This is a genomic window from Pseudoalteromonas sp. GB43 (assembly GCF_054923805.1).
The window spans coordinates 634357-659682 of record NZ_JBPCHJ010000001.1; the positions used below are offsets into that span (position 1 = coordinate 634357).

Here is a 25326-nt window from a genome sequence, read left to right on the forward strand (position 1 = left end):
CTCAACATCATTTCATTCGTCTGTTGCTACATTTTTTTACAGATTACAGGAACTCATTAACAATATACTATATGCTATTACCCTTTCTTACAGACAGACAAGGAAGCCACGTTGCGAGCTCAAAGTACCCTATTTTTAATATGTTTAACCTTGCTAAGTACCCCAAGCCTAGCAAGTAATCGCTATTATGCCGACAATACACTAGAGCCTAGCCAAGGCTTTGCATGGGATTGGGGCATAGGCGCTGGGTATTACATTGAAGACTCGTATCTAATAGGCATGGACTCTTACAATGATGGCTTTGAACCAGATATTCACCTTGCCGTTACTTACAACAATTTTTACCTTGATTATGATCAAAGCCAACTTAGTGGTGGTTTGACTCTGGGTTATAGTGTTATCGACAAATTTGAATGGGGCTTAGACCTAGTAGGCACAAATGTTCAATCTGGTTTTGATGATACAGGCTTAACTTTTTACGGTGACGAAGTCATCGCAGAACTCGAAGGTATAAAAAGCCGTAATTATGATTTTGATGTTGGCCTTCGCCTATCACGCCGTTTCGAAAACTCACAAATCTCATTTGAGTATTTACATGATGTTTCTGGTACCCACAACGGCTGGGTGATGAATTCATTTTTTAGTCAGATTATCCCTTGGCGAAATTGGGAGTTCCGCTCTGGTGTTGGCTTAAGTGCTTACTCTAATGATTTTACTGACTATTACTTTGGAATTTCACCATCAGAATCTTTATTAACACGCCCTGTCTATGATCCTGATACCTCGTACAGTTTAATTTTTGAATTCCATGCTGAATACCCTATAAATAGGCATTGGGTGTTTCTAACTGGCTGGCTTTCAACCTGGTTTTCTAAAGACATTCATCAAAGCCCAATTATTTCGCAAGAGTATCAGCATAAAGCCAAGGTAGGCGTGCGTTATGTTTTTTAAGTATTGTGTAACGTTAACAATATTATTTGCAAAACCCGTGTTTGCCCAAGATCAAGCAAATACAGATAATGCGTTAGTTGCATTGCCTGATACATGCGTAGCCTTACGTGAAGGTAGAAATTGCTTTGCCGAGGTGGATATAACCTGGCAACAACATAATACTGGCAATTACTGCTTACGCAACGCTCAAAGTAAGCACATCATGCAATGCTGGTTAATGCAACAAAAAGGGCTATTTAGATACCAGTTTGATTCTGCTGAAAGTATTGGTTTCGAGCTAATAAATAGTAATAACGGTAAAGTTGTCGCAAGCACCGAAATACAATTGCAATGGGTCTATAAAAATCGTCAGAAGAAACGACGCTGGCGATTGTTTTAACTAGGAGTGAATAATGGAACATTATGGAACCATCTTATTGGTTGAAGATGATATATCTCTTGCCAACTGGGTTGCAGAATATTTAATCGAACAAGGCTACCAAGCAACACTATGTCAACGCGGTGACCAAGTTGTTGAGCAAGTACGTAAAACAAACCCAGACTTGGTTTTGTTAGATATTATGCTACCAGGACAAGACGGTATTAGTGTGTGCCGAGACTTAAGGCAGTTTTATCAAGCCCCAATTATTATGCTAACCGCTCGTGATGATGAAATGGATGAAGTGATTGGCCTTGAAGTGGGTGCAAGCGATTATATGATGAAGCCCGTTCGTCCCCGTGCATTATTAGCACGTATTAAAGCGGCACTGCGCTCTAAAACTGATACGCAAGAGTCAACAGCCAACTCTGAACTAATAAATGTGGGTAAGTTATCAATTAATACTGAATCACGTACCGTTTACTTGGCAGATGAAGAAGTTCATATTTCAAGTGCTGAATACCTTCTACTCCATTACTTAGCAAGTAATGCAGGCCAAGTTGTATCCCGCGACTCTGTGTTTAAAGCGACGAAAGGTCGAGAGTATGATGGCTTAGACAGAAGTGTGGATGTGCTCATTTCATCGTTACGTAAAAAATTTAATGATGACCCACAACACCCTGAAAAAATTAAAACCATCTGGGGCAAAGGCTATTTACTTGTTGCCACGGCATGGCAATAGCATTGAGCGCCTGTGAAAAAGTTTTATCTTTCGCTACTTGGTAGTGCTTTACTTTCAATCATTGTTTTGGGTTGGCTAATTGATGCTTTCAGTCAGCAAACCCAAGCTCCTCAAGATGTGTTTTCTAGCGAAACACAAATGATTAAAGGTTTTGCAAAACAAATCGCCAAGCTTGACGCTAAACAGCGCGAGCAAGCTATCACGGATATTAATCAAGACTTTGCAGTGCAACTTGAGTATCGCCCGACGCAATCGCTTGCACTTCCCCATTCTCTATTATCACAAATAACCCAACCTAGCGGTCTGATCCTCGAAGATCAACAAGGCTACTATTTACTTTATAGTGAAGCCGCTTTAGGCACGCACCACTTAAAAATGCGTTTAGATAAAGACTTAACACACGAGCAAGGCAACGATGTGTTACTCACCTTGTTGTTCTACGCTGGGTTATGCGTATTTATGGGCTTTATCATTGCGCCACTGGCCAAGCGTTTAACCGTTTTAAACGAAGCAGCAAAACGCTTTGCCAAAGGCGATTTAAAAAGTCGTATTCACTTATCTCATTTTACCTATATCAAAGATGTTGAGCTAACATTCAACCGTATGGCTAGCCAAATTGAAAAACTGCTTGATGAGAATAAGTTGATGGCATCGAGTTTATCTCACGATATTCGCACACCTATCGCCTGCTTGCGGTTTGGTCTTGAAGCAGCGCAAGATTGTAGTAGTGAAGAAAAGCGCCTTGAGTATCTTGCTCGCATGGAAAACGACTTAGATCAAATGGAGTCAATGCTAAAGAGTTATCTGGCATTTGCTACCCTTGAGCAAAAAGCGAATCAATTGACCTTCAATCATTCTGATTTAGAAACCTACATCCTTACACTCATTCATCAAATTGAACCTAAAGTAGAACAACATGGCTTACGCATTAATCACCGCGTTGAAGGCGATGATATTTGTGCTGATTTGCACTGGTTAGCTCGGGCCATTGTTAATTTATTAAGTAATGCTTGCGACTTTGCTGAATCTGAAATTTTACTCAGTGCAACCAGTACCAGTGAACTCGTTACCATAAAGATTGAAGATGACGGCCCGGGTGTCAGCGAACAAAACTGGCAAAAAGTATTTAGTCCATTTTTCCAAGAACAAACACATCGAAATCGGGATGGAGAAAGCTACGGGCTAGGTTTAGCCATTGTCGCTAAAGTTGCTGACTGGCACCACGGCACCGTCAGCGTTTCAAAGAGCGAACAGCTCAGAGGCGCGTGTTTTACTCTTTCAATTCAAAATAAAAGCCTTTAAACATGTTTCAATTACGTTAATTGTCTCGTATTGTAGAGAACAATTGCACGAAATGTACGCTGACTTCAAAGATAACAATATATAGAACGAATTTGACCTAGATTAACTCTTTTTATTTAGTGTTAATTCAAGTAGATTGTCAGCGCCGTCACAAATAGAGAAGTAACAATAATATGAGCGCATCACGTGGGGAGTTCAGCTCCCGCTTTGGATTTATTATGGCAGCAGCAGGCTCTGCTGTTGGCTTAGGAAATATTTGGGGTTTCCCAACACAAACTGCAAGTAATGGCGGTGCCGCATTTTTAGTGGCTTATTTAGTGTTAGCATTTTGTCTTGCTTATCCTGCTTTAATGGCTGAGTTAGTGATTGGTCGTCATGGTCAAGCTAATGCAGTTACTTCACTTCGAAAAGTAACAAATCAAGCATGGCAAAAAAAGTTTGCCTTCATAGTTGGCTTTGGCGGTATTATTTGTGCAGGCCTAATCCTAAGCTTCTATGCGATAGTGGCTGGCTGGATGCTGAGCGCTACACTTGAACCCGCAGCACAATTAGTGGGGCAAGAGCAAGCTAGCACTTGGCTTAGTGAGCAGTCACTATCAAGAAACCTTATATTTACTGCTACATTTATTATTTTAACCGTTGCGATTATCTCTAAAGGCGTCGAAAACGGCATTGAAAAATGGTCGAAGCGCTTAATGCCTGCCCTGTTAGGTATTTTGTTTATGCTGATCATCTATGTAATGACTCAAGATGGCGCAATGGCAGGCCTAAAAGCGTATTTAGTGCCAGACTTTTCATCGATTTTAAACCCTGAGTTATTAGTGAATGCGTTAGGGCAAGCATTTTTCTCACTATCGCTTGGTACCAGCGTAATGATCATCTACGGCTCATACATCAGCAAAAAAGAAAACCTAGTATCGTTAGGCGCTTATGTGACTTTAATCGATGTGTTCATTGCATTTGTTGCCGGTTTACTTATTATTCCTGCGATGTATGTAGCCCAGGCACAAGGTGTTGAGATTTTCTCTGCAGAAGGTGCACTACTTTCAGAAGATACCTTAGTATTCCAAGTGCTACCGGCGCTTTTCACCAGCATGGGTGATGTGGGTATTTTTGTTGGTTTTGCTTTTTTCGCGTTAATGAGTATTGCAGCATTAACGTCATCTATTTCGATGCTAGAAGCACCTGTTTCTTATGCTGTTGAACGTTTTGCGCTAAAGCGAGTACAAGCGACTTGGATCATTGGCGGTATTATTGCGCTCATTAGTTTTACAATTGTCTTTAACCTAGGCACCTTGTTTGGCTTTGTGATCACCTTAACAACTAAGATTGGTCAACCTATTCTAGGCTTAATGTGTTGTATTTTTGTTGGTTGGATTTGGCATCGCGGGTCGTTACTAAAAGAAATTCAACAAGGGTGCCCAGAAGCTGCTAGTAGTTTCTTTTGGAAAGTATGGCCATGGTATATCAAGTTTATTTGCCCACTCGCCATTGCACTCGTATTCGCGAACTCTTTGTTAAGCTAGTAAGCATTTATGTTTGAAGTGGCCCCATAGGCTACTTCAAACACATATCCTGATGTGGAATACCATCTTCTAAGTAATCATTCCCCACATTTTCAAAACCAAATTGCTGATAAAACCCTGTTAGGTAACACTGAGCACCAATCATAATCGCTTTATCAGGCCAATGCCTCTTACATGTATCAATCGCGGTTTGCACCAGCTTGCTTGCGAGTCCTTCACCACGAAATTGCTCTGCAACCAGCACTCGACCAAATGCGCTAAATTGCTCATTCTTTTTATAGCAGCGTGCATAGGCTGCCACCTTCAGGCCTTTGAACAAGAACACGTGTTGGGTCAGTTCATTGTTATCCACTTCGTCAATTTCTGGGTAAGGGCAAGTTTGCTCTACCACAAATACATCAACCCGCGCCCGTAAAATGGCAAATAACTCATCTTTACTGAGTTCGCTATAACTTTTAACAGAAAACATAACGCTCCTTAATGAAAACAAAAAACCCAGCCGTAGCTGGGTTTTAACTCGCTATTCAGTCGTTAATCTTTAAGCAAATAATCGCTCTAGCTGATCACACAGCTGCGACAGGTTTACATGATCATGCTCAATCGTTAAATCGACATAACCGTCCCCCCTAAAGGCACGGTCAAGCTCGATTAATACATGAGTTTTATGTGCTTCAGGCACAAACGACAACTCAATCTCTTGTAAGCCAAATAGGCTTCGGCTATTTGGGCGATATTCAAGTTCTTGATAACAGCCTGAATGCGATTGAAAAGTAGGTGCTTTTAAATAACCCTTTTCTACATCTGCTTTCACTAAGCTAAAACCAAGTCTATCCATCGCTTCCATTAACGTGCTTACAGCGTCATTAGGATAAATGTGTAATGCATCACGGTCAGTCGGATCAAGGGCTAGATCAATGTCTAAGCCTGTTTCAAGCCAAACATGCGATTGGTTATAACCAGCGTTAATTTCAGTGATCGGGGTTTCAGAATGTAGGCGAGCTTCGAATGGGATATGCTTTTCAGCGCCCGCTGCAATCATGCCAATATCTGTAATTCGCCATTTTTCTATCACATGGTTTGTAAAATACTCACCATCATCACTTTCAACTTTCACACGGGTCATAAGTGCTAGGTCTAAACCCGAAATTTCTTGATCAACATCACCACCTTTGATGACTATCACGGCATTAAATTTTTGACCAGGTTGTAAATGCTCTGTCTCAAGTACAGTGTCAACTTTTGCTGCACCAATACCTACTGATGCAAGGATTTTCTTAAACATCTATTCTCCTTAAGCCAGCTTCTTAGTTATGGCTTAAATTCCTTTGTTAATGCATCTTAACCACAATTAAAAGCTATTGTCAGCGAAAAAATGTTGCTTTTGGCGGATTAATCAATAAATCATGGATAAGTGCTTATTTTTTGAACTCTTCTTGCTCGATATTGTTTTCCAATAACGAATATTTCGCTACACTGCTAGCAAATGAAGCTAAAAGAACAATTATGGAACTTATCTACTTTGCTACCGCTTTCGTGTTTGGCTTTGCCATTTATCAATTAAAGCTACCTCCTCTCATCGGCTTTTTATTAGCAGGCTTTGCGCTTAATCTTTATGGCTATAAAACAACCGAACTACTAAATACATTAGCAAACCTCGGTGTAACACTATTACTTTTTAGCATAGGTCTAAAACTTAAAGTGTCTAATTTAATGAAACCGCAAGTGTGGGCGCCTGCCTCAATGCACATTGTTCTGAGCAGCACGCTGTTTAGTGGTTTTATGTTACTGCTAGGTGCCCTTGCACTGCCTTTATTTAGTGAACTTACTTGGCAAAGTGCATTGTTAGTCGGCTTTGCTTTTAGCTTTTCAAGTACCGTATTTGCCGTAAAAGTATTGGAAGAACGCGGTGAGATGGCAAGCCTGCATGGTAAAATCGCCATTGGCATTCTAGTTATGCAAGATATCTTCGCTGTTATCTTCTTAGCCATCAGTACAGGTAAAGCACCGAACATGTGGGCACTGGCATTATTAGTGGGATTGCCTATTTTACGCCCAGTGATGTTTTGGGTATTAAATCGCTCAAAACACGGTGAACTATTACCTTTATTCGGGTTTTTCTTTGCACTAGTTTTAGGTTACCAAGCATTTGAATTTGCAGGTCTTAAAGGTGATTTAGGTGCGTTGATTATCGGTATGATGTTCGCATCACACAAAAAAGCAGGTGAGTTATCAAAGTCATTACTGAATTTAAAAGATGTGTTACTGGTTGGCTTTTTCTTAAATATTGGTTTGAATGCCGAACTGACAAGTCACGCAGTGATTGTTGCACTTATCATTATACTCGTCTTGCCACTAAAAGTTGCACTTTATTATGTACTGACAAACGCATTTAAGTTACGTGCTCGTACTTCGTTATTAAGTGCATTTAGCTTAGCCAATTACAGTGAGTTTGGCCTGATTGTTTGCGCAGTTGCAGCTACCAGCAATTTAATTACTTCTGAATGGCTGGCAGTTATGGCTATTGCAGTTTCAATCACATTTGTTTTAGCCTCGCCTCTTAACAAACGATCAAATGAGATTTATGTCAAAATCGAACATTGGCTACTTAAATTTGAAAGTGACAGCCGTCTTGCTGAGGAACTACCTGTTAATTTAAATGATACTAAAATCGTGATATTTGGCATGGATCGTATTGGCACAGGTGCTTATGAAACGATTAGCCAAACCCATCCAAATCTTGTCGCGGGTATTGATATCAAACCTGATGTAGTAGAAAAGCACATCAAACGCGGTCGTCGGGTATTACTCGCTGATGCAACAGACCCTGATTTTTGGCAACGTGTAAATCATTCACATGTCGGTATGGTAATGCTCGCTATGCCTAAACATATGCAGAATATTTTTGCTTTGGAGCAACTACGAGCCTCAGGTTATCAAGGACAAGTTACTGCAATTGCCAATTATCCAGATCAGCAAAAAGAACTAGAAGATATGGGCGTTGACTCTACTTATAACTTTTATTTAGAGGCAGGAAGTGGTTTTGCAGAGCATGTAAAGCAAAAACTTTTTTCTTAGCACCTAAAATAATTATTGGTACTTAAGGATGGTACCAATAATTATCTCTAAAATTTTCAGCAAGTTGCATAGTCAGGTTAAAATCACCTGTTTTTTAGTTCCCTTTATTAGGTCAACTCTATTTACAAAGCTTTACATGTAGATTAGCAATCACCAATAAAAAAAGAGTAGAATCCTAAGAGTACTAATAGCTTAGTATCTATTTTTAACACAAAGAAGTGACACAGTATAAGCATATTACGACTAGCATATGCGTAACTGTAAACTGATTAGGGTTGTTTAAATGAAGAATAAGTTTACCAACGAAGTTTTGGCAGACACGGATGATGCGCGTTCTGGGAAACTTTCAGACATTCAGCAGCAGCTTGATGAATTACAACAAAATGGCATGACCCCAATGGATATAAGGGAGGTGCTTTTTAACAAGATGCTCGATATCTATCAGGTACCTAATGATCACTTTCTGAGAGATGCAGAAACACCAGAAAGAATTGATGATCCGTCTATTGCATTGCAATTGCAACAGCTCGGTTTTTCAAAAAAACCTCGATATCAATTACACTAACTACTAGACATTACTCTAGTAGTATCTATTCTGAGGGCCTACCTCCCTCACTAAATAGGCTGTTTCTTGCCCGTCACAGCCTATTTTCTCTCTTATTTTTACCGTATCATCTAACTTTAAAGTTTCTTTGAGATAAAGATGGATACAGCTGAACTCAAACGTGCCATAAATACTAAGATGCCATTTGGAAAGTATGCTGGCCGTCCTTTATTGTTACTCCCTGAGCCTTATTTAGTTTGGTTTAAACAGCAAGGATTTCCAGACTCTAAATTAGGAGCACAACTGGCGATGATGTATGAAGTGAAGCTAAATGGCCTAGAAAAAATGCTCATGCCATTATTAAATGAAAATAATTAAACTTTTTACGAACTTTTATAAATTGGTGCGGTCTATTACTTTGCTACTTGTTTATTTTTGGTTTTAATCTTTAAAAAGCGCCCTAGGCGCTTTTTTTATGCCTGCAATTTAAAGCGAGTTACTTTTAAATAAATGAATAGTAAATTTAGCTCCACCTAATGGTGAATCACACACCTCAGACTGCCCTTGATGCCAACTAACAATTTTAGCAACAATCGCAAGGCCTAAGCCAAAGCCGCCGGTTTTCTTGTCACGGCTTTTATCTAGACGAGTAAATGGCTTAAAAATACTTTGCCACTCAGACTTAGCTATCCCTGGGTCGTCGTCTTCAACACTTATTTGTATTGAATCACCCAACTCTTCAAGGCTGACATGAATTTTATGGTTTGCGTATTTTTGTGCATTGCCTAATAAATTTTGAATACAACGCGCCATAAAATGCTCGTCACACTCATAGTAAAGCTGCCTAGGCGCACTCACTGCTACATCGATATCAGTAGCAAATTCGAGCTTATTCACGACACTGTTAATAAGCGCTGTAAGGTCACACGAACGTGGCTTTAAGCTTGGTTGATGCGAATCAAGTCGTGCGTATTCAAGCATCTCAGACACTAGCGCTTCAAGCTCAGCAATATCAGCCTGCATATTATCTATATAACTATAAGATTTCTCATTTTCAATTTGCTCTTCAAGCATAGCAACGGCAAATTTTAAACGCGCCAACGGCGTTCTAAACTCATGAGAAACAGAAGAAGTCAGTTCTTGCTGCGCAGCTAGTAGGTACTGAATACGCTCTTGCATAGCATTAAGCGTGCCTGTAATTGGCAAAAAAAATGATTTAGATGCATCACGCAATTCGAAATCTTGCGAGCCGCCTACCGCCTCACAAGCTAAAGTGAGTTTGTTAAAGTCTCGCCAAAGTAACAAGCTCCAAAGACCAATAGGAAGACCAATAATGGCTAGTAATAAAAAATAGGGCCAAACAGAGCTAAAGTTAGGATTTGATATTGAGAGTGGACCAACTTGTAATAGCTGAGTCTCATTAATAGTAATGTACCAAATTACCTTCTGCTGCTGATTAAAAAGATACAGATAGTGATCATTTTGTAATTGTGTTTTGAGGTTTGTTGGTAGAGCGAGAATCAGTTAAATCAATTAGCTCGCTATTAAACTCTTGCTGTAATTTAGCTAAGCCATTGTCAGTTTGACTTAATAGCCATAATGATTTACCAAACTCTTGATCTAGAGCGATTTGTTGCTGTGTGTCTTCATGGGACATAACTGCTCTATGACCCCACTAACAAGAAACAGAGAAACTATTATGTAAAGATATAAGCTAGCAAACAGTTTCCCCATTAATGATTACATATCCCATGCATCAGAAACGAACAGGTAACCTTGCCCCCAAACTGTTTTAATTCGGTATGGTTTATCACTGTTATCACCTAATTTCTTACGGATACGCGATACACGTACGTCAACGGTTCGGTCTAAACCATCATATTGACGACCAATCATATGTTGATGAACATGCTCACGACTTAACACTTCACCTGCATTTGAAGCAAGCAACCAAAGCAGCTCAAATTCATGAGAAGTCAGTGTAATTTCACTGCCTTTAAGTGTAACAATGCGGCTAGTTTTATCAATGGTTAAATCGCCAAAGCTAAGCTCTTCTGGTGCTTTGTTTGTAGCTTGACCACGGCGTAACAATGCGTTGATGCGCGCTAATAATACGCGTGGTTCTGCAGGCTTAATAACATAATCGTCTGCACCTAGTTCAAGCCCAATTACTTGATCAAAGTCTTCACCTTTTGCTGTAAGCATTAGAATTGGTAAGTTGAATTTATCGCGTACCTGACGGCAAACACTAAAGCCATCTTTACCCGGTAACATGACATCTAAAATCATTAAATCAACTGGATTGTTCTCAAGGTATTCGAAAACTTCATCGCCGCGTTCAAGGACCGCAACATCCAATCCATTATGCTGAAGGTAATCGCGTGTTAACTGCTGTAAGCCGAGATCATCTTCAACAAGTAAAATCTTTGCCATTGGTTGCTCCTGATTTAAAAAAAGCTCCACGGTGAACGTAACCTACGCCTCGTTGTTTTTGCTTCAGTGCTTTGCACCTCGACTTTTGTGGTCGCAACTTTGCTCCCCGTGTGCGGATTGACTAAGGAGTATATTGTTTCAACCTGAACCCGCGCTTTATGGCTATAAAGCCCATTATTACTATCAGTCCAGCATTGAATTTGCTGGTTATTTTGGTATAAACACAGATCTTGAGGTTGAGCAGTTTTCCAGCTAATTTTTAATTCAAGATCACAAAATTCGTGCTGTTGTAATACAACACACACTTTTGGTGTGATATCAAACTGAGTCGCTTGTGCATAGCTTGGGGGAGCCCAAATAACAGCAACAAACACACACAGACTAAAAACAAAATACTTCATATTAAAAAATATGATTGAATCCTATAAAAGCAGTCATCGAATACGTGTGTTCAAAAAGCGGACTGTCATCCACGGCTGAGTAGTCATAATATGCTAAATGAAAACGAAGAGAGTTAGTCTCACCTAGAGGCCAACGGGCGTCGATTTTAGCATAAGGTTGCCAGCTACTGCCAACCTCTATTTCTCCGTATGATGATTCTTCGGCCGATAAACCATAAAAATAATCATTTAATTCGTTCGATTTATACCAAACACCTAAGCTCGGTGCGATACTTAAACGACCTAACTGATGGTGAGATTGCCATTGTAAGGCACTGCGAGCCCCTTTATAAACCCCGGAGACATCAGCTAGAACCTGAACAGAGAATACATGATTACTGCGGATATAGTGATAACTCAAGCCCGCATCTAAAGCCCAGCGTCTTTTTTTTACGTCATTTGTTGTGACAACAGACTTTTCAACTAATTCATCACTACTCGTTGATTCAACAACGAAGCTATTTGACGTTTGCAAGGCAAATACATTACTAGGATGAAAATCTATAAAAAAACGGGTCTCGGGGTTAAATTCAGTGACAATGTTAACAACATGTGTGTCGCTTTCATGAAGGGAATAGCCTAAGCGACCATTATCAAAAAACCATTGTTCACCATAAAAAGCAACCTCTGGTAGCAGTATTAAAGGTAAATTGTCACCTCCATGCAATGGGTTTGTGATTACCCCAGCCCCAGTATTAACACTTAAGTGCCACTGCTCAGTATCAATTTGTTGATTTGCCATACGGCTTTCACGTTCAGTGCGAGTAGAATCATCAGCATACGCTTGACCCACACATACTAGCGCCAAAGCATAGAAAACTACGCAGAACCTGATCGTTAGAAACTTCATTATTATTTTACGACCAAAGAAAATTTTGCAATGTCAGCATAATATCAAGATGTGAACAAACTGTCCTCAGCAGGTTACAAGTATTCACAAATTTGATACATATTTCGATTAAGTTTGTTACTCCTCGACAATCTCTATGCGATTGCGACCATGTTCTTTAGCTAAGTAAAGCGCCTTATCAGCTTTAGCAATGAGCTGTTCAGGGTTACTATTTTTAGCTTTTATCGCAATACCAAAACTAGCCGTTACTTGACTCAACACCTTATCAGAATTTGGCTTCTTGATTTGTAATTTAGCGATAGTTTGGCGAAGTAACTGTGTGAAATTAGTCATATCACTAATACTTGCAAACTGGTACGTAAAGCAAAATTCTTCACCACCGTAACGATAGACTTGGCCAATACTGGAAACATGCTTTAATAGCTTAGCAGACACTGCTCGTAATACTTGGTCCCCTTTTTGATGTCCAAAGTTATCATTAAATGATTTGAAATGATCAATATCTATCATGGTTAATACTGATACTTGAGCTAATTCATTGTTTTTACAAAAACGCTTTATATCCTCATCAAACTTGCCACGATTCAATAACCCTGTTAATGGATCTCTTTGCGCTTTATCTTTCGATCTAATCAACTCTTGTTTTAAGTCGGTAATTTCTGCATAAGCTTGTGCTAGTTGATTTTGAAAGTCCTGTGCCCTACTTTGTAAGGTCGCTGACTCATCACTTAGACGTTCTACACAATCAAGTACATCATCAAAGCCTGTTTCTTGGCTGATATCTGCATTTTTTAGTTTCAAATGGCATTCTTGAAGCGTTTGGTTAAACTCTGTTGAGTAATTTATTGCTTCATTGATGTCTTGATGTACCTTTCCAACAACATCATTAAAACCACCTGATAACTGATAAAACAATGCTAAATCATCACTAGATAGAAACTGGTTGAACAGCGCTTTAGCATGCTCGTGGCTGCACGTTTTAAATTCATCAATAATTTTATCTAAAGCATCATTAAGTTCGGGGGTTTTATTGCTGACATACGCATACCAAATCGCATAATTTAGCGGTGTTATTGGCATCTTGTACTTAACCATGAGAGGAATAGCTTGTTTTAAACAGTGACTTGAATAACTTAGTGAATGCTCGGCTTGCGCAGAAAGTATCATGATTCTAGGCCATGAAAATTTTATTATTTTAAATTACGTTAACAACACCTTGAAAAAAAGCAATAAAAATGGATTTTATCCATTTAAAACCAGTAAAAAACACGAAAAATAAATGCAAAAACCAATACTAAATAACTATCAAAAATTAAACCTTTTATACCAACATCAAATCGTTAACGCTAAATAACTTGCTGAGTAAGTGATTGAGCAATGCTCCAGATAGCATTGAGCGCAGGATCATGGCGCTCTTTATTCAAAACAGCTAAACCAATTTCGAAACCAGCAACAGTCTGCTCAGCATCACTTACGATTTGCACTTTATCTTTAAGCGGACTGTTGTCCAAAACTATCTTAGGCACCATGGCAATACCTAAACCTAAGCTCACCATAGACACCATCGCTTCATGGCGTCTGCAACCTGAGCGTAAATTCGGCCGTGAATATTCTTTTTACGCCACCACTGCTCAAGACGTTGCCTTGATAATCCTTGCTCAGCAACAATAAACTCTAAATCTGACCAATCAATTTGTTCACTGGCAGAAAGCTTTTCTCTGATCGGGCACGCTATTTTTGGTGCTATCAATACTAATGGTGAGTACCCGACACTGGTAAAGGCAATTTGCCCAGGTAGCTTTAAAGGTTTTGCGGCAATTGCCATATCTTCATGGCCATCTAAAACACGGTTTATTGCAAGAGCGGGATCACCGGTATTAAGGGTAATTTCAATATATGGATGCTGCATTCGCAATTGCTCGAGTATTTGATGTAAAAAACTATATGAGGCAGTTACAGAACAATAAATACTGACATTGCCATAAACATGCTGTTGCGGCTCTTGCACATTAGCCTTAAAACGATGCCAGTTAGCCAGCGTCGCATTTGCGTACTCAATGAATGACTCACCTTCGCGAGTTAATTTGACAGTGCGATTATCCCGATTAAAGAGTACCACCCCAACCTCTTCTTCGAGCTGTTTAATATTACGGCTCAAAGTTGGCGCACTGATATGGCAAAGCTCACTCGCTCTGGCAAAGTGTAGCGTCTTGGCTAACGCTAAAAAGTAATTAAGATGTTTGTGATCCATACCGCCACCATTTCATTTTATGAAATACTTTAATTCAAATATATCATTTTACGCAAGGTAAAAAATTGCATAGTGTTAATACATACAAAGAACACCACGTCGGTTCTTTGATTTTCTAACAAAATTGTATTTATAGGACACTAACAATGGCGAATTATTTTAATACTCTTCCTTTGAGAGAGCAGTTAGCGCAATTAGCGCAGTGTGAATTTATGGACCCAGCAGAGTTTGCTGATGGTGTAGACGCTTTAAAAGGGAAAAAACTCGTTATTGTCGGTTGTGGCGCACAAGGCGCTTAACCAAGGTTTAAATTTACGTGACTCAGGCTTAGATGTTTCTTATACATTACGTGAATCAGCAATTACTGAGCGTCGTCAATCTTTCTTAAACGCATCTGAAAACGGTTTTACTGTAGGCACGTATGAAGAGCTTATTCCAACAGCAGATGTAGTTTTAAACTTAACACCTGATAAACAACATACGGCTGTTGTTAATGCCATCATGCCATTAATGAAACAAGGTGCAACACTTGCTTATTCACACGGCTTCAACATTGTTGAAGAAGGCATGCAAATCCGTGAAGATCTAACTGTTATTATGGTTGCACCTAAGTGCCCTGGTTCAGAAGTACGTGAAGAGTACAAACGTGGCTTTGGCGTACCAACATTAATCGCGGTTCACCCAGAAAACGACCCTCAAGGCCATGGTTTAGCGCAAGCTAAAGCGTATGCAGCAGGTACCGGTGGTCATCGTGCGGGTGTACTAAAATCATCATTCATTGCAGAAGTTAAATCTGACTTAATGGGTGAGCAAACGATTCTATGTGGCATGTTACAAACAGGCTCACTGCTTTGCTTCGATAAAATGGTCGAAAAAGGCATTGATGCAAGTTATGCGTCAAAACTAATCCAATATGGTTGGGAAGTGATCACTGAAGCACTTAAGTATGGTGGTGTAACTAACATGCTTGACCGTTTATCAAACCCAGCAAAAGTGAAAGCATTTGAATTAAGTGAAGAGCTTAAAACAATCATGCGCCCACTTTATAACAAGCATATGGACGATATCATCAGCGGCGAATTCTCACGTGGTATGATGGCTGATTGGGCTGAAGATGATGTAAAATTACTCGCATGGCGCGCAGAAACTGCCGAAACTGCATTCGAAAAGCAACAAAATACCGACCAAGAAATCAGCGAGCAAGCATTCTTCGACCAAGGAATTTTAATGGTTGCAATGGTTAAAGCAGGTGTTGAGCTTGCCTTCGAAACCATGACTGCAGCAGGTATCATCGCAGAATCTGCTTACTATGAATCACTACACGAAACGCCGCTTATCGCAAACACTATTGCTCGTAAGAAGCTTTTCGAAATGAACCGAACTATTTCAGATACTGCAGAGTATGGCTGTTACTTATACAACCACGCGTGTTTACCACTTTTACAAGACTTTATGAAAGACATCGATACAGATGTGATTGGTAAAGGTCTTGATAGTGCAAGCAACCAAGTCGATAACCAAACCTTGATTGCCGTGAATAAAGCACTACGCGAGCACCCGGTTGAAATCATTGGTAGCAAACTACGTGGTTACATGTCAGCAATGAAGAAAATTGTTTAACCCTGGAAAGTAAGTTTCGCTTGTTAGAAACCAAGCCCAATTGCTTATATGCTTTGGGCTTTTTTTTTGTCCCTACATTGATTCGTAATCTGTAAAGTGTATGCTAAAATTACTGACTTAAATGTTGTAAACTAAGACACTTTCATGGCGTTAAATCAATTCACCATCACTAAAAAAATTACCCTACTTGGCAGTTCTATCGCCCTCATTGTTGCTGCGTTAATCGGCGCAACAGCGATATACAGTGCAAAACAAATCATTGAACAGCGAATGATTGAATCGGAACTACCGAGCAAACTACAAGCAATTGATAATTATATTACTCACGATATAAATCAAATGATCAGTGCAGCTGAGCAACTCTCCAGTAACGAGTTTGTATTAGAGTGGGCTAACTCTGGCAATACAGATGATAAAACACTGCTAAAAGAGCTTAACCGCCTTGTTACCCAGTACGATCTAGCAACGGCTTCTTGGGCTAACCGTGAAACAGCACAATATTGGAACCAAGACGGTTTCTTGCGCGTTTTAACTAAAGAGCAAGATGGTTGGTTTTTCGCGTTTACTAACACCGCACAACCCTTTTCGATCAGTATCTATCAAGAGTCACCGACTGATGTAAAAATGTTTGTGAACCACCAGCAAACTAATGGCATTGGTTTAGCAGAATTTGCAAAAAGTATCGACGATATGCAGGGCATGCTTAAACGCTTTCAAATAGAAGAAACCGGTTTTGTATTTGTTGCAGATAAAAACGGCCTAATTCAGCTGCATAAAGACGAAAACAAAGTCGCTAAAGCTAAGTTGGATAACGTTTACAAAACGGACATCACACGGGCTCTACTAACGCAAAGTGACTTCAATTTACAAGAAATCAACCTTAATGGTGAAGCAACCTTAGTGGCGGCAAGCCCAATTAAAAACACTGATTTGTTTGTTATTGCCCAAGTGCCAAAGCACGAAGTGTTTTCGAGCATTCAAGTTTTACAATGGCAAATCATCAGCTTTGCGATTGTGATTGCGTTGATTGCAAGCTTTGCAGGTTTAGTACTGGCACGTACGCTTTCATCGCCGCTGTCGAAAATGGCTGAGTTGTTCACCCGTTTAGGCTCTGGTGATGCTAATTTAGCGTATAGACTTCCTGACTCTGAGCAACCTGAACTTGCAAACTTATCAGCGGGCTTTAACCAATTTATCTCTAAGATTGAAACTGCAATTAGCCAAGTTGCTCAAGAAAGTAGTGAAATTAGACAAAGCGCCGATCATGTGTTTCAGCAAGCACAAAAGAACTCAGTGGCGCTTGATAATCAAAAAGAGCAAACTATCTCGGTTGCTGCGGCGATTAATGAAATGGGTGCAACAGTGCAAGAAATTGCCTCAAGCGCAGCGAACACGGCTAAGCTCACTGAGAATAGCAAGCAGAACACTGAACAAAGCCATACTCAGGTAACGCAAAGTAAAGAAGCAATAATTGAATTGGCATGTGATATCGATAATATCACCGAGCAAGTAAACGAGCTGGCAAACAAAACACAAGCGATTGCCAGTATTGTCGACTCTATCAGAGGGATTTCGGAGCAAACCAACCTATTAGCACTTAATGCGGCAATTGAGTCTGCTCGTGCGGGTGAGCACGGTCGAGGCTTTGCTGTTGTAGCTGATGAAGTTAGAGCGCTTGCAAATCGCACGTCGCAATCAACAACTGAAATTCAAACCATGATCAGTGAACTAACAAATACGTCTGATTTAGTGGTTAATCATATCAATCATTCGAAATCACAAGCTCAATTGAGCGTTGATGCAATGCAGAGTTCTGTTGAATTACTTAATGCCATTAACGATGCTGCCAATGAAATAAACGATATGGCAACCTTAATCGCAACTGCAACTGAAGAGCAAAGTAATGTAGTGGCAGATGTCGGTCGTAACATTGAGCAAATAAGTGACATTAGTGATAACGTTATGCGTGAACAAATTGATAGTGAACAAGCAATCAAAGACTTAGCAAGCAGTGCGCAAACCCTTGATGACCTTGTTGCAACTTTTGATAAACGCTGACACGTTTTGTAACAGTTAACCCTGACCCTTTTTCATTCACGGCCTATACTTTAATGGTATTAGGCCAAGAATTAAGAGGGTCAAATGAAATTACCTAGCATTGTTTTCGCCTCAAGCTTTTGCTTATTAACAGCGTGTAGTAGTACAGAAAATAACACCGCCCCACCACCACTTGCTTTGGTGCAAAGTAATACGTTTACCCAAACCTCAGTTGAAACCCAACAAGAAATTTTTGCATTAAGCAAACATGTCAAACAACAACTTGACAGTACTTTTCCCAAAGATGGTCGATCATTGCAAAGTACTAAAGGCTTACTCAGGTTTCTATTACAAAATGGCGATGCGTCTTTATCTTATCAATCTGGTGCGACCTTAACGGCCAATCAAGCCTACGAAAATTTAAATGCTAACTGTTTATCGTTATCGATTTTAGCCTACAGCCTCGCTGACTATCTTGGTCCTCGAAGGGCAATTTCAAAAAGTGCATATCCCAGAGTATTGGGCGCTGGATAATGGTTTTAACTTACTCACAGGGCATATCAATTTGAAAGTGAGTGAATCAACAAAACAAGTGTTAAATCGTAAAGTTATATACCCTCAAGAGCGCTCTTTGGTGATAGACTTTGACCCTAACAGTCGCCAAGAGGCGTTTAAAACCAGCAACATCAACAAAGCCCGCATCACAGCGATGTTTTATAACAATAAGGGCGCAGCTGCGATGTTAAAACATGATTACGACACTGCTTTTAGCTATTACAAAGCAGCAGTTGATATTGATAGCAACTACTCAGGTGCATGGGGCAACCTTGGGGTATTATTCAGATTAACGAGTGACTACCAAAGTGCTGAAACAGCCTATCAGTATGCGATTAGTTTAGATCCTGACAACAACACCGCGCTAGGCAATTTAGCAAGACTCTATAACCTGACCGATCGTAAAGAGCAAGGCCAAGCTATATTAGCCATGCTTGACAAGAAACGCCAAGCAAACCCTTATTACCATATTTCTTTAGGTAATGATGCCTATACGACCAGCCGTTACCAAGATGCCATAAAACACTACAAAAAAGCCCGTGACTTAAATTCAACCCTGCATGATACTGATTTTGGTTTAGCCAGAACCTATTATCAATTGGGTGACTTAAAACTGGCTAAAAAGTATTTAACTATGGCAAACAATAAAGCTGACTTTGATCATGATAAACAGCGTTACGAAAGTAAATTACAAGCGCTTCGCTCGCATACTGCAAAACTTATTGATTACCGCTAGTGCTGCACTGATAAGCACAGGGCACGCTTTTGCCCATACAAACTTAGTACAAGACGTTATAACGCTAACATCGCCTCAATTTGCTGGGCGAAAAACGAATACCGAGGGCGCTAAATTAGCCGCCGATTTCATAGCAGAGCGCTTTGTCGCTCTTGGCTATTCAGTAAATGAACAAATTTTTACTTATCAATCAGGTTTCTTTAGTGAGGCGGTTGGGAGAAACATTGTTGCGATAAAAAATAGCCCTTGTGAAAAGTGTAAAAAAATTATTTTTACAGCCCATTACGACCATCTTGGGCAACAAGGCAGTCGGCTTTACCCAGGTGCCAATGATAACGCCAGCGGCGTTGCAGCTTTACTTTATTTAGCTGACCACTTTGCACAAAGCCCTCAACGCTATCAGTTAGTCTTTGTTGCAACCGATGCAGAAGAAAATGACCTACATGGTAGCGAGTACTTGGTATCAACACTTAATAAAGACGAAATCAAACTTAACATTAATTTAGATATGCTCATTGTGAACCCACGAAAACCGCGTATCTATGCGTTTTTAGATAAGCAATCATTAGCGCACTATAAAGATGACATTAAAGCTTTGTCTGATGAGCAGCTAACCTTTATGGCAACTAGCTCGTCGGCGAGGCTGAATCGATTATTTGATCTCAAAGTTGATTGGCGCAGAGCAAGTGACCATTATTCGTTTGCTAAAGCGGGGATCCCATACATTTACTTTGGTATCGGACACGATAAACATCATCATCAGAGCACCGACACAGCTGCGCACATCGACTTTACATTGTTCGAATATGCCATGGCGAAAATAGCCCTATTTATTGAAAAGCTTCCAAGTTAGTTATTTGGGTAGCTCAGAGGTTAAAACAAACTGCCTTTTTTGCGCTTTGCTAAGCTTTTTTACGCTTATTTCAAGTTTAGTTGCTTCACTACGATTACCCACTTGCTGTTGATAGATAAGTATTAAAGGCCCCTTGCCTTTGAGGTTTTTAGCCCCTTTTCCCGCTTGATGCTGCATAAATCGCTTTTCAACATTGGTGGTGATCCCCGTATACCAATGACCCAAACGTGTTTGCACTATGTACAAATGCCACAGACTCTCTGAATTATCATTGTTTTTTATAGGCTGCTGTAAACTTTCTGGGTTTGCTGTGGTCAAATTTGTGCCTCTTGATTGTTAATCGCATTTGTGTAAAAACAATTACTGAAAAGGGTTTTACCTTCAGTGACTAATCGGTATCATGCAGTGTATAAAAAATAAGGATTCAAACAAATAATGCAGTCGTTTAAAACTTTTTCTTTTTGGTTAGTACTTACCCTTACTTTAAGTGCTACAGCAGGGTGTTCAAGCTGGGTTTACCGAATCAACATTCCTCAAGGTAACTTCTTAGAGCAATCAGATGTAGATAAGCTACGTGTTAATATGACGCGCGAGCAAGTACTGTATGTACTAGGCAAGCCAGTCGCTGAAGACTCATTTGATAAAAATACCTGGCACTACCTTTACGTATTCAATCTTGGTCGTAGCAACGAGCAACGTAAATCACTCACTATTAACTTCGAAAACGATAAGCTTGTTTCGTTATCGGGTGACTATGAACAACCTAGCGAATTTAATACGCCGCTTGAACAAGAGTAATAGCAGCGCAAATTATTAAGGGTAGCCTAGGCTACCCTTTTTTATGCCTTATTAAGCGGACGCCCGCCTGTAATTTTATTAGCTCGGCCCTCTTCTTTGGCTTTTTCAGCACGGCGCCTGCGTGCATCCTTTGGATCAGCAATAAGCGGTCGATAAATCTCAATACGATCGCCATCTTTTACTTCTTGATTCAGTTTGCAAGTACGATTCCAAATCCCAAGCGTTAAATTATTTGCGTCTATTTCTGGGCACTTCTCGATAATGCCCGACTTAATCACCGCTTGCTCAGCGGTAGTACCTACAGGCACTTCGACCAGTAAACTGGTTGCTGTTGTTGGTAAGGCGAAAACCACTTCAACAGTGATCATGGGCGAACTCCATATACAGTTTTAGCGCGTTGAGTAAATGCATTAACCATATTCTTAGCGACTTCGTTAAATACTTTTCCGAAAGCCAGCTCAATAAGCTTACTAGCAAATTCAAACTCAAGATGCAGTTGCACTTTACAAGCTTTATCGTCCAGCGGTAAGAAATGCCATTTACCCTGTAGCTTTTTGAATGGATCATCAACTAGGCGTAGCGCAACCGTTTGCTCATCAATAAAGGTATTTTCGGTAGTGAACCACTTTTTTAAACCTGCTTTCGATATTTCTAGACTAGCTGTCATACCACTGGCTTGTTGTGTAATGATTTTAGCATCAGAGCAATGTGGTAAAAACTCTGGATATGCATCTACATCATTCACTAAATCAAACATTTCTTTGCTGCTGTACATTACCAGCGCACTTTTTTCTATTTGCGGCATATTCACTCCCAACTTTGTCGGCGAATTTTAGCAAGCTTTGACTATTTACCCAAATATTAGTGACGCGAAAATTTCTGCAAAGCCTTAAAAAAGCGATGTAAAAACGCTGTTTTTACGTATAATATGAGCCACTATGGCTAAGAAAAAATCATCTAAATCGACAAGTAATACCATCGCGCTAAACAAAAAAGCGCGTCATGAGTATTTTTTACACGATAAGTTCGAAGCAGGGGTTGAACTACAGGGCTGGGAAGTAAAAAGTATCCGAGCTGGTAAAGTAAACATCTCTGAGACTTATATTCACATTAAAAACGGCGAAGCATTTTTACTTGGCAGTCAAATTCAGCCTCTCAACAGTGCTTCTACTCACGTAATTTGCGATCCTTTAAGGTATCGTAAGTTACTTTTAAATAAGCGTGAAATCGATCGTCTTATCGGTGCTACAGAACGCGAAGGTTTTTCATTAATCGCAACTGCAATGTACTGGAAAAAATGCTGGGTGAAGTTGGAGTTCCACCTTGCTAAAGGTAAAAAGATGCACGACAAACGTGAAGACGGAAAAAATAAAGATTGGGCGCGTGAAAAAGAACGCCTGATGAAACATAAAGCTTAATTTATGAAATGAGCCTAACCTTTTTGTTAGGCTCGTACCCCCTACCAGTCCTGACTCTTACCACTTAAGAACCTTAACACCTTAATAAACCCATACTTTTTTGCTATTTCATTCACCGCCATTTACATGGTATCAATCTTTGTCGTGATTAATTCACAACACTTTCACAATTATACAAGGATTGAAATATATGAAGAACACCCATCGCTTTATACAACGACCTCTCTACGCATTTACAGTTGCCGCATTAGCAGGCACCAGTTTTATGTCTGTTGCTGCACAAGAAGATGGAGCTGAAAAGGTCGAGCGTATTGAAGTTACAGGTTCTCGCATCAAGCGCTCGGACATTGAGGGACCATCACCGGTTCAATCAATCAGTCGTGCAGACATCGATAACATGGGCTACGATAACTTACAACAATTATTAGAACGTATGCCTGTTGCAGGTAATGGTACATTTTCTACTCGCGGTAATAACCAAGACTCCACAGCCAATGGTGCCGCAGCTGTTAGCCTTAGAGGTTTAGGCTCTGATGCTACATTAGTACTAATTAACGGACGCCGTGTATCTATCAGTGCTTTTGCAGAAAGCATTACCAATTCATTTGTTGATATCAACTCGATTCCAGTCTCTGCGATTGAACGTATTGATATTTTAAAAGATGGTGCATCTGCTATTTATGGTTCTGATGCAGTTGCAGGTGTAGTTAATATCATCTTAAAGAAAGATATTAATGGCCTAGAAGTGAACCTTGGTTATGGCGGTACTGATGGTCCTAACTACGAAGAAAAAACAGCAAGTTTAGTATGGGGTACTAGTACAGAGAAAAGCAGCGCATCAATTATTATTGATTACTTTAACAACACAGCACTCTCATCTGATGAAATGGATCGCCTAGGCACAGCCAACCAAGAACCATACGGTGGTATGGATTTTCGCTCATCGCGTGGCTTCCCGGGCTACTTCTATGTAGATGGTGAAAAAACCATTGATCCAGCCTGCCCAGCAGAAAATGCAACCGCAAGTGGCAGCTGCTTATTTGACTACGGCCCGTATGGTTACGTAACCCCAGCATCTGAGCGTGTCGGTGCTATCTCACAATTTGAATATAACTTCGACAATGGTATTTCAGCTTTCTTAGAGGTTGCAGTACAACATAATACGTCGCAAGCAGCAGGTGCACCGACCCCGCTTGATGAAGATGCAGGCCTTACAGTACCTGCAAGCCATCCTAACAACCCGTTTGGCCAAGATATCGAAATTGGTCGCTACAGAACCGTAGATGCCGGCCCTCGCCAATGGGATATTGAATCTGATACGCTTCGCTTTGTTGCCGGTCTAAAAGGTGAAATAAATGACTGGAGCTGGGAAGCAGCTGTTCAAAAAGGTCGCAGTGAATCAATGCAAACAGGTAATAGAAGCCAAGGTTGGGTGCGCACTGATTTCCTACAACAAGAAATCGATGCAGGTAACTATAATCCATTTGGTGGCACCTATAATGACCAGGCAGTGATTGACCGTATCACGACAAGCTTAGTGCGCCGTGGTGAGTCTCATATGACCTCATTTGATGCAAATATTAGTGGTGAAGCATTCAGCTTTGGCGATGATGTAGTAATGATGGCTGCAGGTATTGAATACCGTGAAGAAGATGTGAGCGATATTCCAGACGACCAATTCCAGCGTGGTTTAATTTTTGGTACTGAGTCCGTATCAGCCGCTGCTGAACGCGACCAATACGCAGCTTACATTGAGTTTTCAATTCCGCTGGCTGATAACCTAGAACTGCAACTAGCTGGTCGATACGATGACTACAGCGATTTTGGCTCAACTACAAACCCTAAAGTAGCTGTTCGCTGGGCACCAACTGATTCAATCACTGTTCGTGGTTCGTGGGCTCAAGGTTTCCGCGCGCCTTCACTGGCACAAATTGGTTTAGGTCCGTCTGAAGAAAGTCAATTCTTTGTAGATACTTACCGCTGTCAGGCAACAGGGCTTGACTGTAACGCTCTAGATTACAATATCCAATTTGCAGGTAACCCAAACCTTGAAGCTGAGGAGTCAGAGTCATGGAATGTGGGCTTTATCTGGGCACCAACCGCTGAATTTGGTTTTGGAATCGATGTATGGAGCATTACACAAGATAATAAGATTGACGAGCAAGAGTTCGGCCCTATCTATGATGAAAACTGTAATGATCAAAACAGCACAGTCTGCGTGCGTTTAGCACCACAAAATGGTCAAAGCTTAGGTGTGATCCAAAAAGTTTATAGCACCTTTGAAAACGTCTCATCACAAGAAGTATCAGGTGTCGATGTATCGGCTAACTACACACATGCGATGAACGATTACGGCTTCTTAAAATTCAATTTAGAATGGGCTTACCAAAACGAATTTAAGAAAGATGGCCGCGATTACACTGGCGAATATCGTTATCCTGAAAACCGTTGGATTTTCTCAACAAATTGGGAAATGGGTGACTTCAACACGAATGTGAACGTTAGTTACACGGGCGAATTTGAAGATACGCCAGATATCGATTTTGACGGTAATTTAGACTTTGATAGCAACACATCACGTATGGTTGATTCACAAACGCTGGTTGATTTACAAACAGCGTATAACTTCTCAGAGAAAATCAAACTTTCTGTGGGTGTGAATAACGTGTTTGATGAAGATCCTCCGTTTGCAATCGGTGATGGCGATGGCGACTTATATGGCTATGTATCAAGCGTACATAACCCTCGTGGTCGTTATTTCTATACTAAACTAACGATGCGTTTTAATTAATCTTGTTGTGCTTAAAAACAAAAACCCGCCAATTGGCGGGTTTTTT

The 25326-nt window shown here is 40.3% G+C and carries 24 protein-coding genes and 3 pseudogenes; 16 read left to right on the forward strand and 11 right to left on the reverse strand.

The features are described 5' to 3' along the window. Positions 1-111: 111 nt before the first annotated feature. The 5 genes from ACRWSG_RS03000 to ACRWSG_RS03020 all read left to right on the forward strand — a co-directional run bounded on the left by ACRWSG_RS03000 (position 112) and on the right by ACRWSG_RS03020 (position 4879). Complete coding sequence (locus ACRWSG_RS03000) at positions 112-951, forward strand: MipA/OmpV family protein (protein ID WP_166338989.1); 840 nt, start codon at positions 112-114, stop codon at positions 949-951. Further along, positions 941-1330, forward strand: a complete 390-nt coding sequence (locus ACRWSG_RS03005; RefSeq protein ID WP_054551707.1) for a DUF3019 domain-containing protein — start codon at positions 941-943, stop codon at positions 1328-1330. The genes ACRWSG_RS03000 and ACRWSG_RS03005 overlap by 11 nt, the downstream gene beginning before the upstream one ends. A gap of 13 nt (positions 1331-1343) precedes the next feature. Then, entirely contained in the window at positions 1344-2051 is a 708-nt protein-coding gene (locus tag ACRWSG_RS03010) for a response regulator (protein ID WP_462165578.1), read from the forward strand. A gap of 12 nt (positions 2052-2063) precedes the next feature. Then, on the forward strand, positions 2064-3353 hold the full coding sequence (locus ACRWSG_RS03015; protein ID WP_462165579.1) for a sensor histidine kinase: 1290 nt from the start codon (positions 2064-2066) through the stop codon (positions 3351-3353). Between the two features lie 173 nt (positions 3354-3526). Then, entirely contained in the window at positions 3527-4879 is a 1353-nt protein-coding gene (locus ACRWSG_RS03020) for a sodium-dependent transporter (protein ID WP_166338993.1), read from the forward strand. A gap of 31 nt (positions 4880-4910) precedes the next feature. Here ACRWSG_RS03020 and ACRWSG_RS03025 read toward each other — a convergent pair whose 3' ends face one another. After that, positions 4911-5348 carry a GNAT family N-acetyltransferase gene (locus ACRWSG_RS03025; RefSeq protein WP_462165581.1) on the reverse strand — a complete coding sequence of 146 codons (438 nt, stop codon included), beginning with the start codon at positions 5346-5348 and terminating at the stop codon, positions 4911-4913. Positions 5349-5417: 69 nt separating this feature from the next. Then, on the reverse strand, positions 5418-6161 hold the full coding sequence (locus tag ACRWSG_RS03030; protein ID WP_054551711.1) for a sporulation protein: 744 nt from the start codon (positions 6159-6161) through the stop codon (positions 5418-5420). A 221-nt stretch (positions 6162-6382) separates the two neighbouring features. Between ACRWSG_RS03030 and ACRWSG_RS03035 the strand changes: the two genes are divergently transcribed. From ACRWSG_RS03035 to ACRWSG_RS03045, 3 genes are all read left to right on the forward strand, one after another. Beyond that, positions 6383-7954, forward strand: a complete 1572-nt coding sequence (locus tag ACRWSG_RS03035; RefSeq protein WP_462165583.1) for a cation:proton antiporter domain-containing protein — start codon at positions 6383-6385, stop codon at positions 7952-7954. A 283-nt stretch (positions 7955-8237) separates the two neighbouring features. Continuing rightward, a complete protein-coding gene (locus ACRWSG_RS03040) occupies positions 8238-8519 on the forward strand; it encodes a hypothetical protein (RefSeq protein WP_187490113.1) in 282 nt (93 codons plus the stop codon). 138 nt (positions 8520-8657) lie between these two features. Next, complete coding sequence (locus ACRWSG_RS03045; protein ID WP_054551714.1) at positions 8658-8876, forward strand: DUF3820 family protein; 219 nt, start codon at positions 8658-8660, stop codon at positions 8874-8876. Positions 8877-8984: 108 nt separating this feature from the next. Here ACRWSG_RS03045 and ACRWSG_RS03050 read toward each other — a convergent pair. The 6 genes and pseudogenes from ACRWSG_RS03050 to ilvY all read right to left on the reverse strand — a co-directional run bounded on the left by ACRWSG_RS03050 (position 8985) and on the right by ilvY (position 14472). Beyond that, positions 8985-10232, reverse strand: a pseudogene (locus ACRWSG_RS03050) (ATP-binding protein). A gap of 6 nt (positions 10233-10238) precedes the next feature. Further along, positions 10239-10931 carry a response regulator gene (locus tag ACRWSG_RS03055; RefSeq protein WP_054551952.1) on the reverse strand — a complete coding sequence of 231 codons (693 nt, stop codon included), beginning with the start codon at positions 10929-10931 and terminating at the stop codon, positions 10239-10241. A 14-nt stretch (positions 10932-10945) separates the two neighbouring features. Beyond that, positions 10946-11332 carry a DUF3019 domain-containing protein gene (locus tag ACRWSG_RS03060; RefSeq protein WP_054551716.1) on the reverse strand — a complete coding sequence of 129 codons (387 nt, stop codon included), beginning with the start codon at positions 11330-11332 and terminating at the stop codon, positions 10946-10948. 1 nt (position 11333) lies between these two features. Next, entirely contained in the window at positions 11334-12113 is a 780-nt protein-coding gene (locus ACRWSG_RS03065; RefSeq protein ID WP_138617086.1) for a MipA/OmpV family protein, read from the reverse strand. Positions 12114-12338: 225 nt separating this feature from the next. Further along, positions 12339-13388, reverse strand: a complete 1050-nt coding sequence (locus ACRWSG_RS03070; protein ID WP_462165584.1) for a GGDEF domain-containing protein — start codon at positions 13386-13388, stop codon at positions 12339-12341. Between the two features lie 179 nt (positions 13389-13567). Then, positions 13568-14472 (reverse strand): annotated as a pseudogene (ilvY, locus tag ACRWSG_RS03075) (HTH-type transcriptional activator IlvY). A gap of 146 nt (positions 14473-14618) precedes the next feature. On the opposite strand from ilvY, the pseudogene ilvC reads away from it, so the two are divergent. The 5 genes and pseudogenes from ilvC (at position 14619) to ACRWSG_RS03100 (ending at position 20273) form a co-directional block, all read left to right on the forward strand. Beyond that, positions 14619-16092, forward strand: a pseudogene (gene ilvC / locus ACRWSG_RS03080) (ketol-acid reductoisomerase). A 144-nt stretch (positions 16093-16236) separates the two neighbouring features. Continuing rightward, positions 16237-18150 (forward strand): methyl-accepting chemotaxis protein, encoded by a 1914-nt coding sequence (locus ACRWSG_RS03085; RefSeq protein WP_462165585.1) that lies wholly within the window; start codon positions 16237-16239, stop codon positions 18148-18150. An 84-nt stretch (positions 18151-18234) separates the two neighbouring features. Next, entirely contained in the window at positions 18235-18663 is a 429-nt protein-coding gene (locus ACRWSG_RS03090; RefSeq protein ID WP_462165586.1) for a hypothetical protein, read from the forward strand. Beyond that, entirely contained in the window at positions 18632-19420 is a 789-nt protein-coding gene (locus ACRWSG_RS03095; RefSeq protein ID WP_462165587.1) for a tetratricopeptide repeat protein, read from the forward strand. Before ACRWSG_RS03090 ends, ACRWSG_RS03095 begins: the two co-directional genes overlap by 32 nt. Then, positions 19347-20273, forward strand: a complete 927-nt coding sequence (locus ACRWSG_RS03100) for a M28 family peptidase (protein ID WP_462165588.1) — start codon at positions 19347-19349, stop codon at positions 20271-20273. The genes ACRWSG_RS03095 and ACRWSG_RS03100 overlap by 74 nt, the downstream gene beginning before the upstream one ends. Here ACRWSG_RS03100 and ACRWSG_RS03105 read toward each other — a convergent pair whose 3' ends face one another. After that, positions 20274-20591, reverse strand: a complete 318-nt coding sequence (locus ACRWSG_RS03105; protein ID WP_199528698.1) for a GIY-YIG nuclease family protein — start codon at positions 20589-20591, stop codon at positions 20274-20276. A gap of 117 nt (positions 20592-20708) precedes the next feature. Between ACRWSG_RS03105 and ACRWSG_RS03110 the strand changes: the two genes are divergently transcribed. Further along, positions 20709-21071: an outer membrane protein assembly factor BamE gene (locus ACRWSG_RS03110; protein WP_054551724.1), complete on the forward strand. Its 363-nt coding sequence runs from the start codon at positions 20709-20711 to the stop codon at positions 21069-21071. A gap of 41 nt (positions 21072-21112) precedes the next feature. Here the strand turns inward: ACRWSG_RS03110 and ACRWSG_RS03115 are convergent, their stop codons facing one another. Together ACRWSG_RS03115 and ACRWSG_RS03120 are read right to left on the reverse strand one after the other, a co-directional pair. After that, positions 21113-21439, reverse strand: coding sequence for an RnfH family protein (locus ACRWSG_RS03115; RefSeq protein WP_138601550.1), 327 nt, complete (start codon positions 21437-21439; stop codon positions 21113-21115). Next, positions 21436-21876: a type II toxin-antitoxin system RatA family toxin gene (locus tag ACRWSG_RS03120; RefSeq protein ID WP_462165590.1), complete on the reverse strand. Its 441-nt coding sequence runs from the start codon at positions 21874-21876 to the stop codon at positions 21436-21438. Before ACRWSG_RS03120 ends, ACRWSG_RS03115 begins: the two co-directional genes overlap by 4 nt. Before the next feature lie 133 nt (positions 21877-22009). Between ACRWSG_RS03120 and smpB the strand changes: the two genes are divergently transcribed. After that, a complete protein-coding gene (gene smpB, locus ACRWSG_RS03125; protein WP_054551727.1) occupies positions 22010-22489 on the forward strand; it encodes an SsrA-binding protein SmpB in 480 nt (159 codons plus the stop codon). Between the two features lie 265 nt (positions 22490-22754). Beyond that, positions 22755-25280 (forward strand): TonB-dependent receptor, encoded by a 2526-nt coding sequence (locus ACRWSG_RS03130; protein ID WP_462166885.1) that lies wholly within the window; start codon positions 22755-22757, stop codon positions 25278-25280. The last annotated feature ends 46 nt before the right edge of the window (positions 25281-25326 follow it).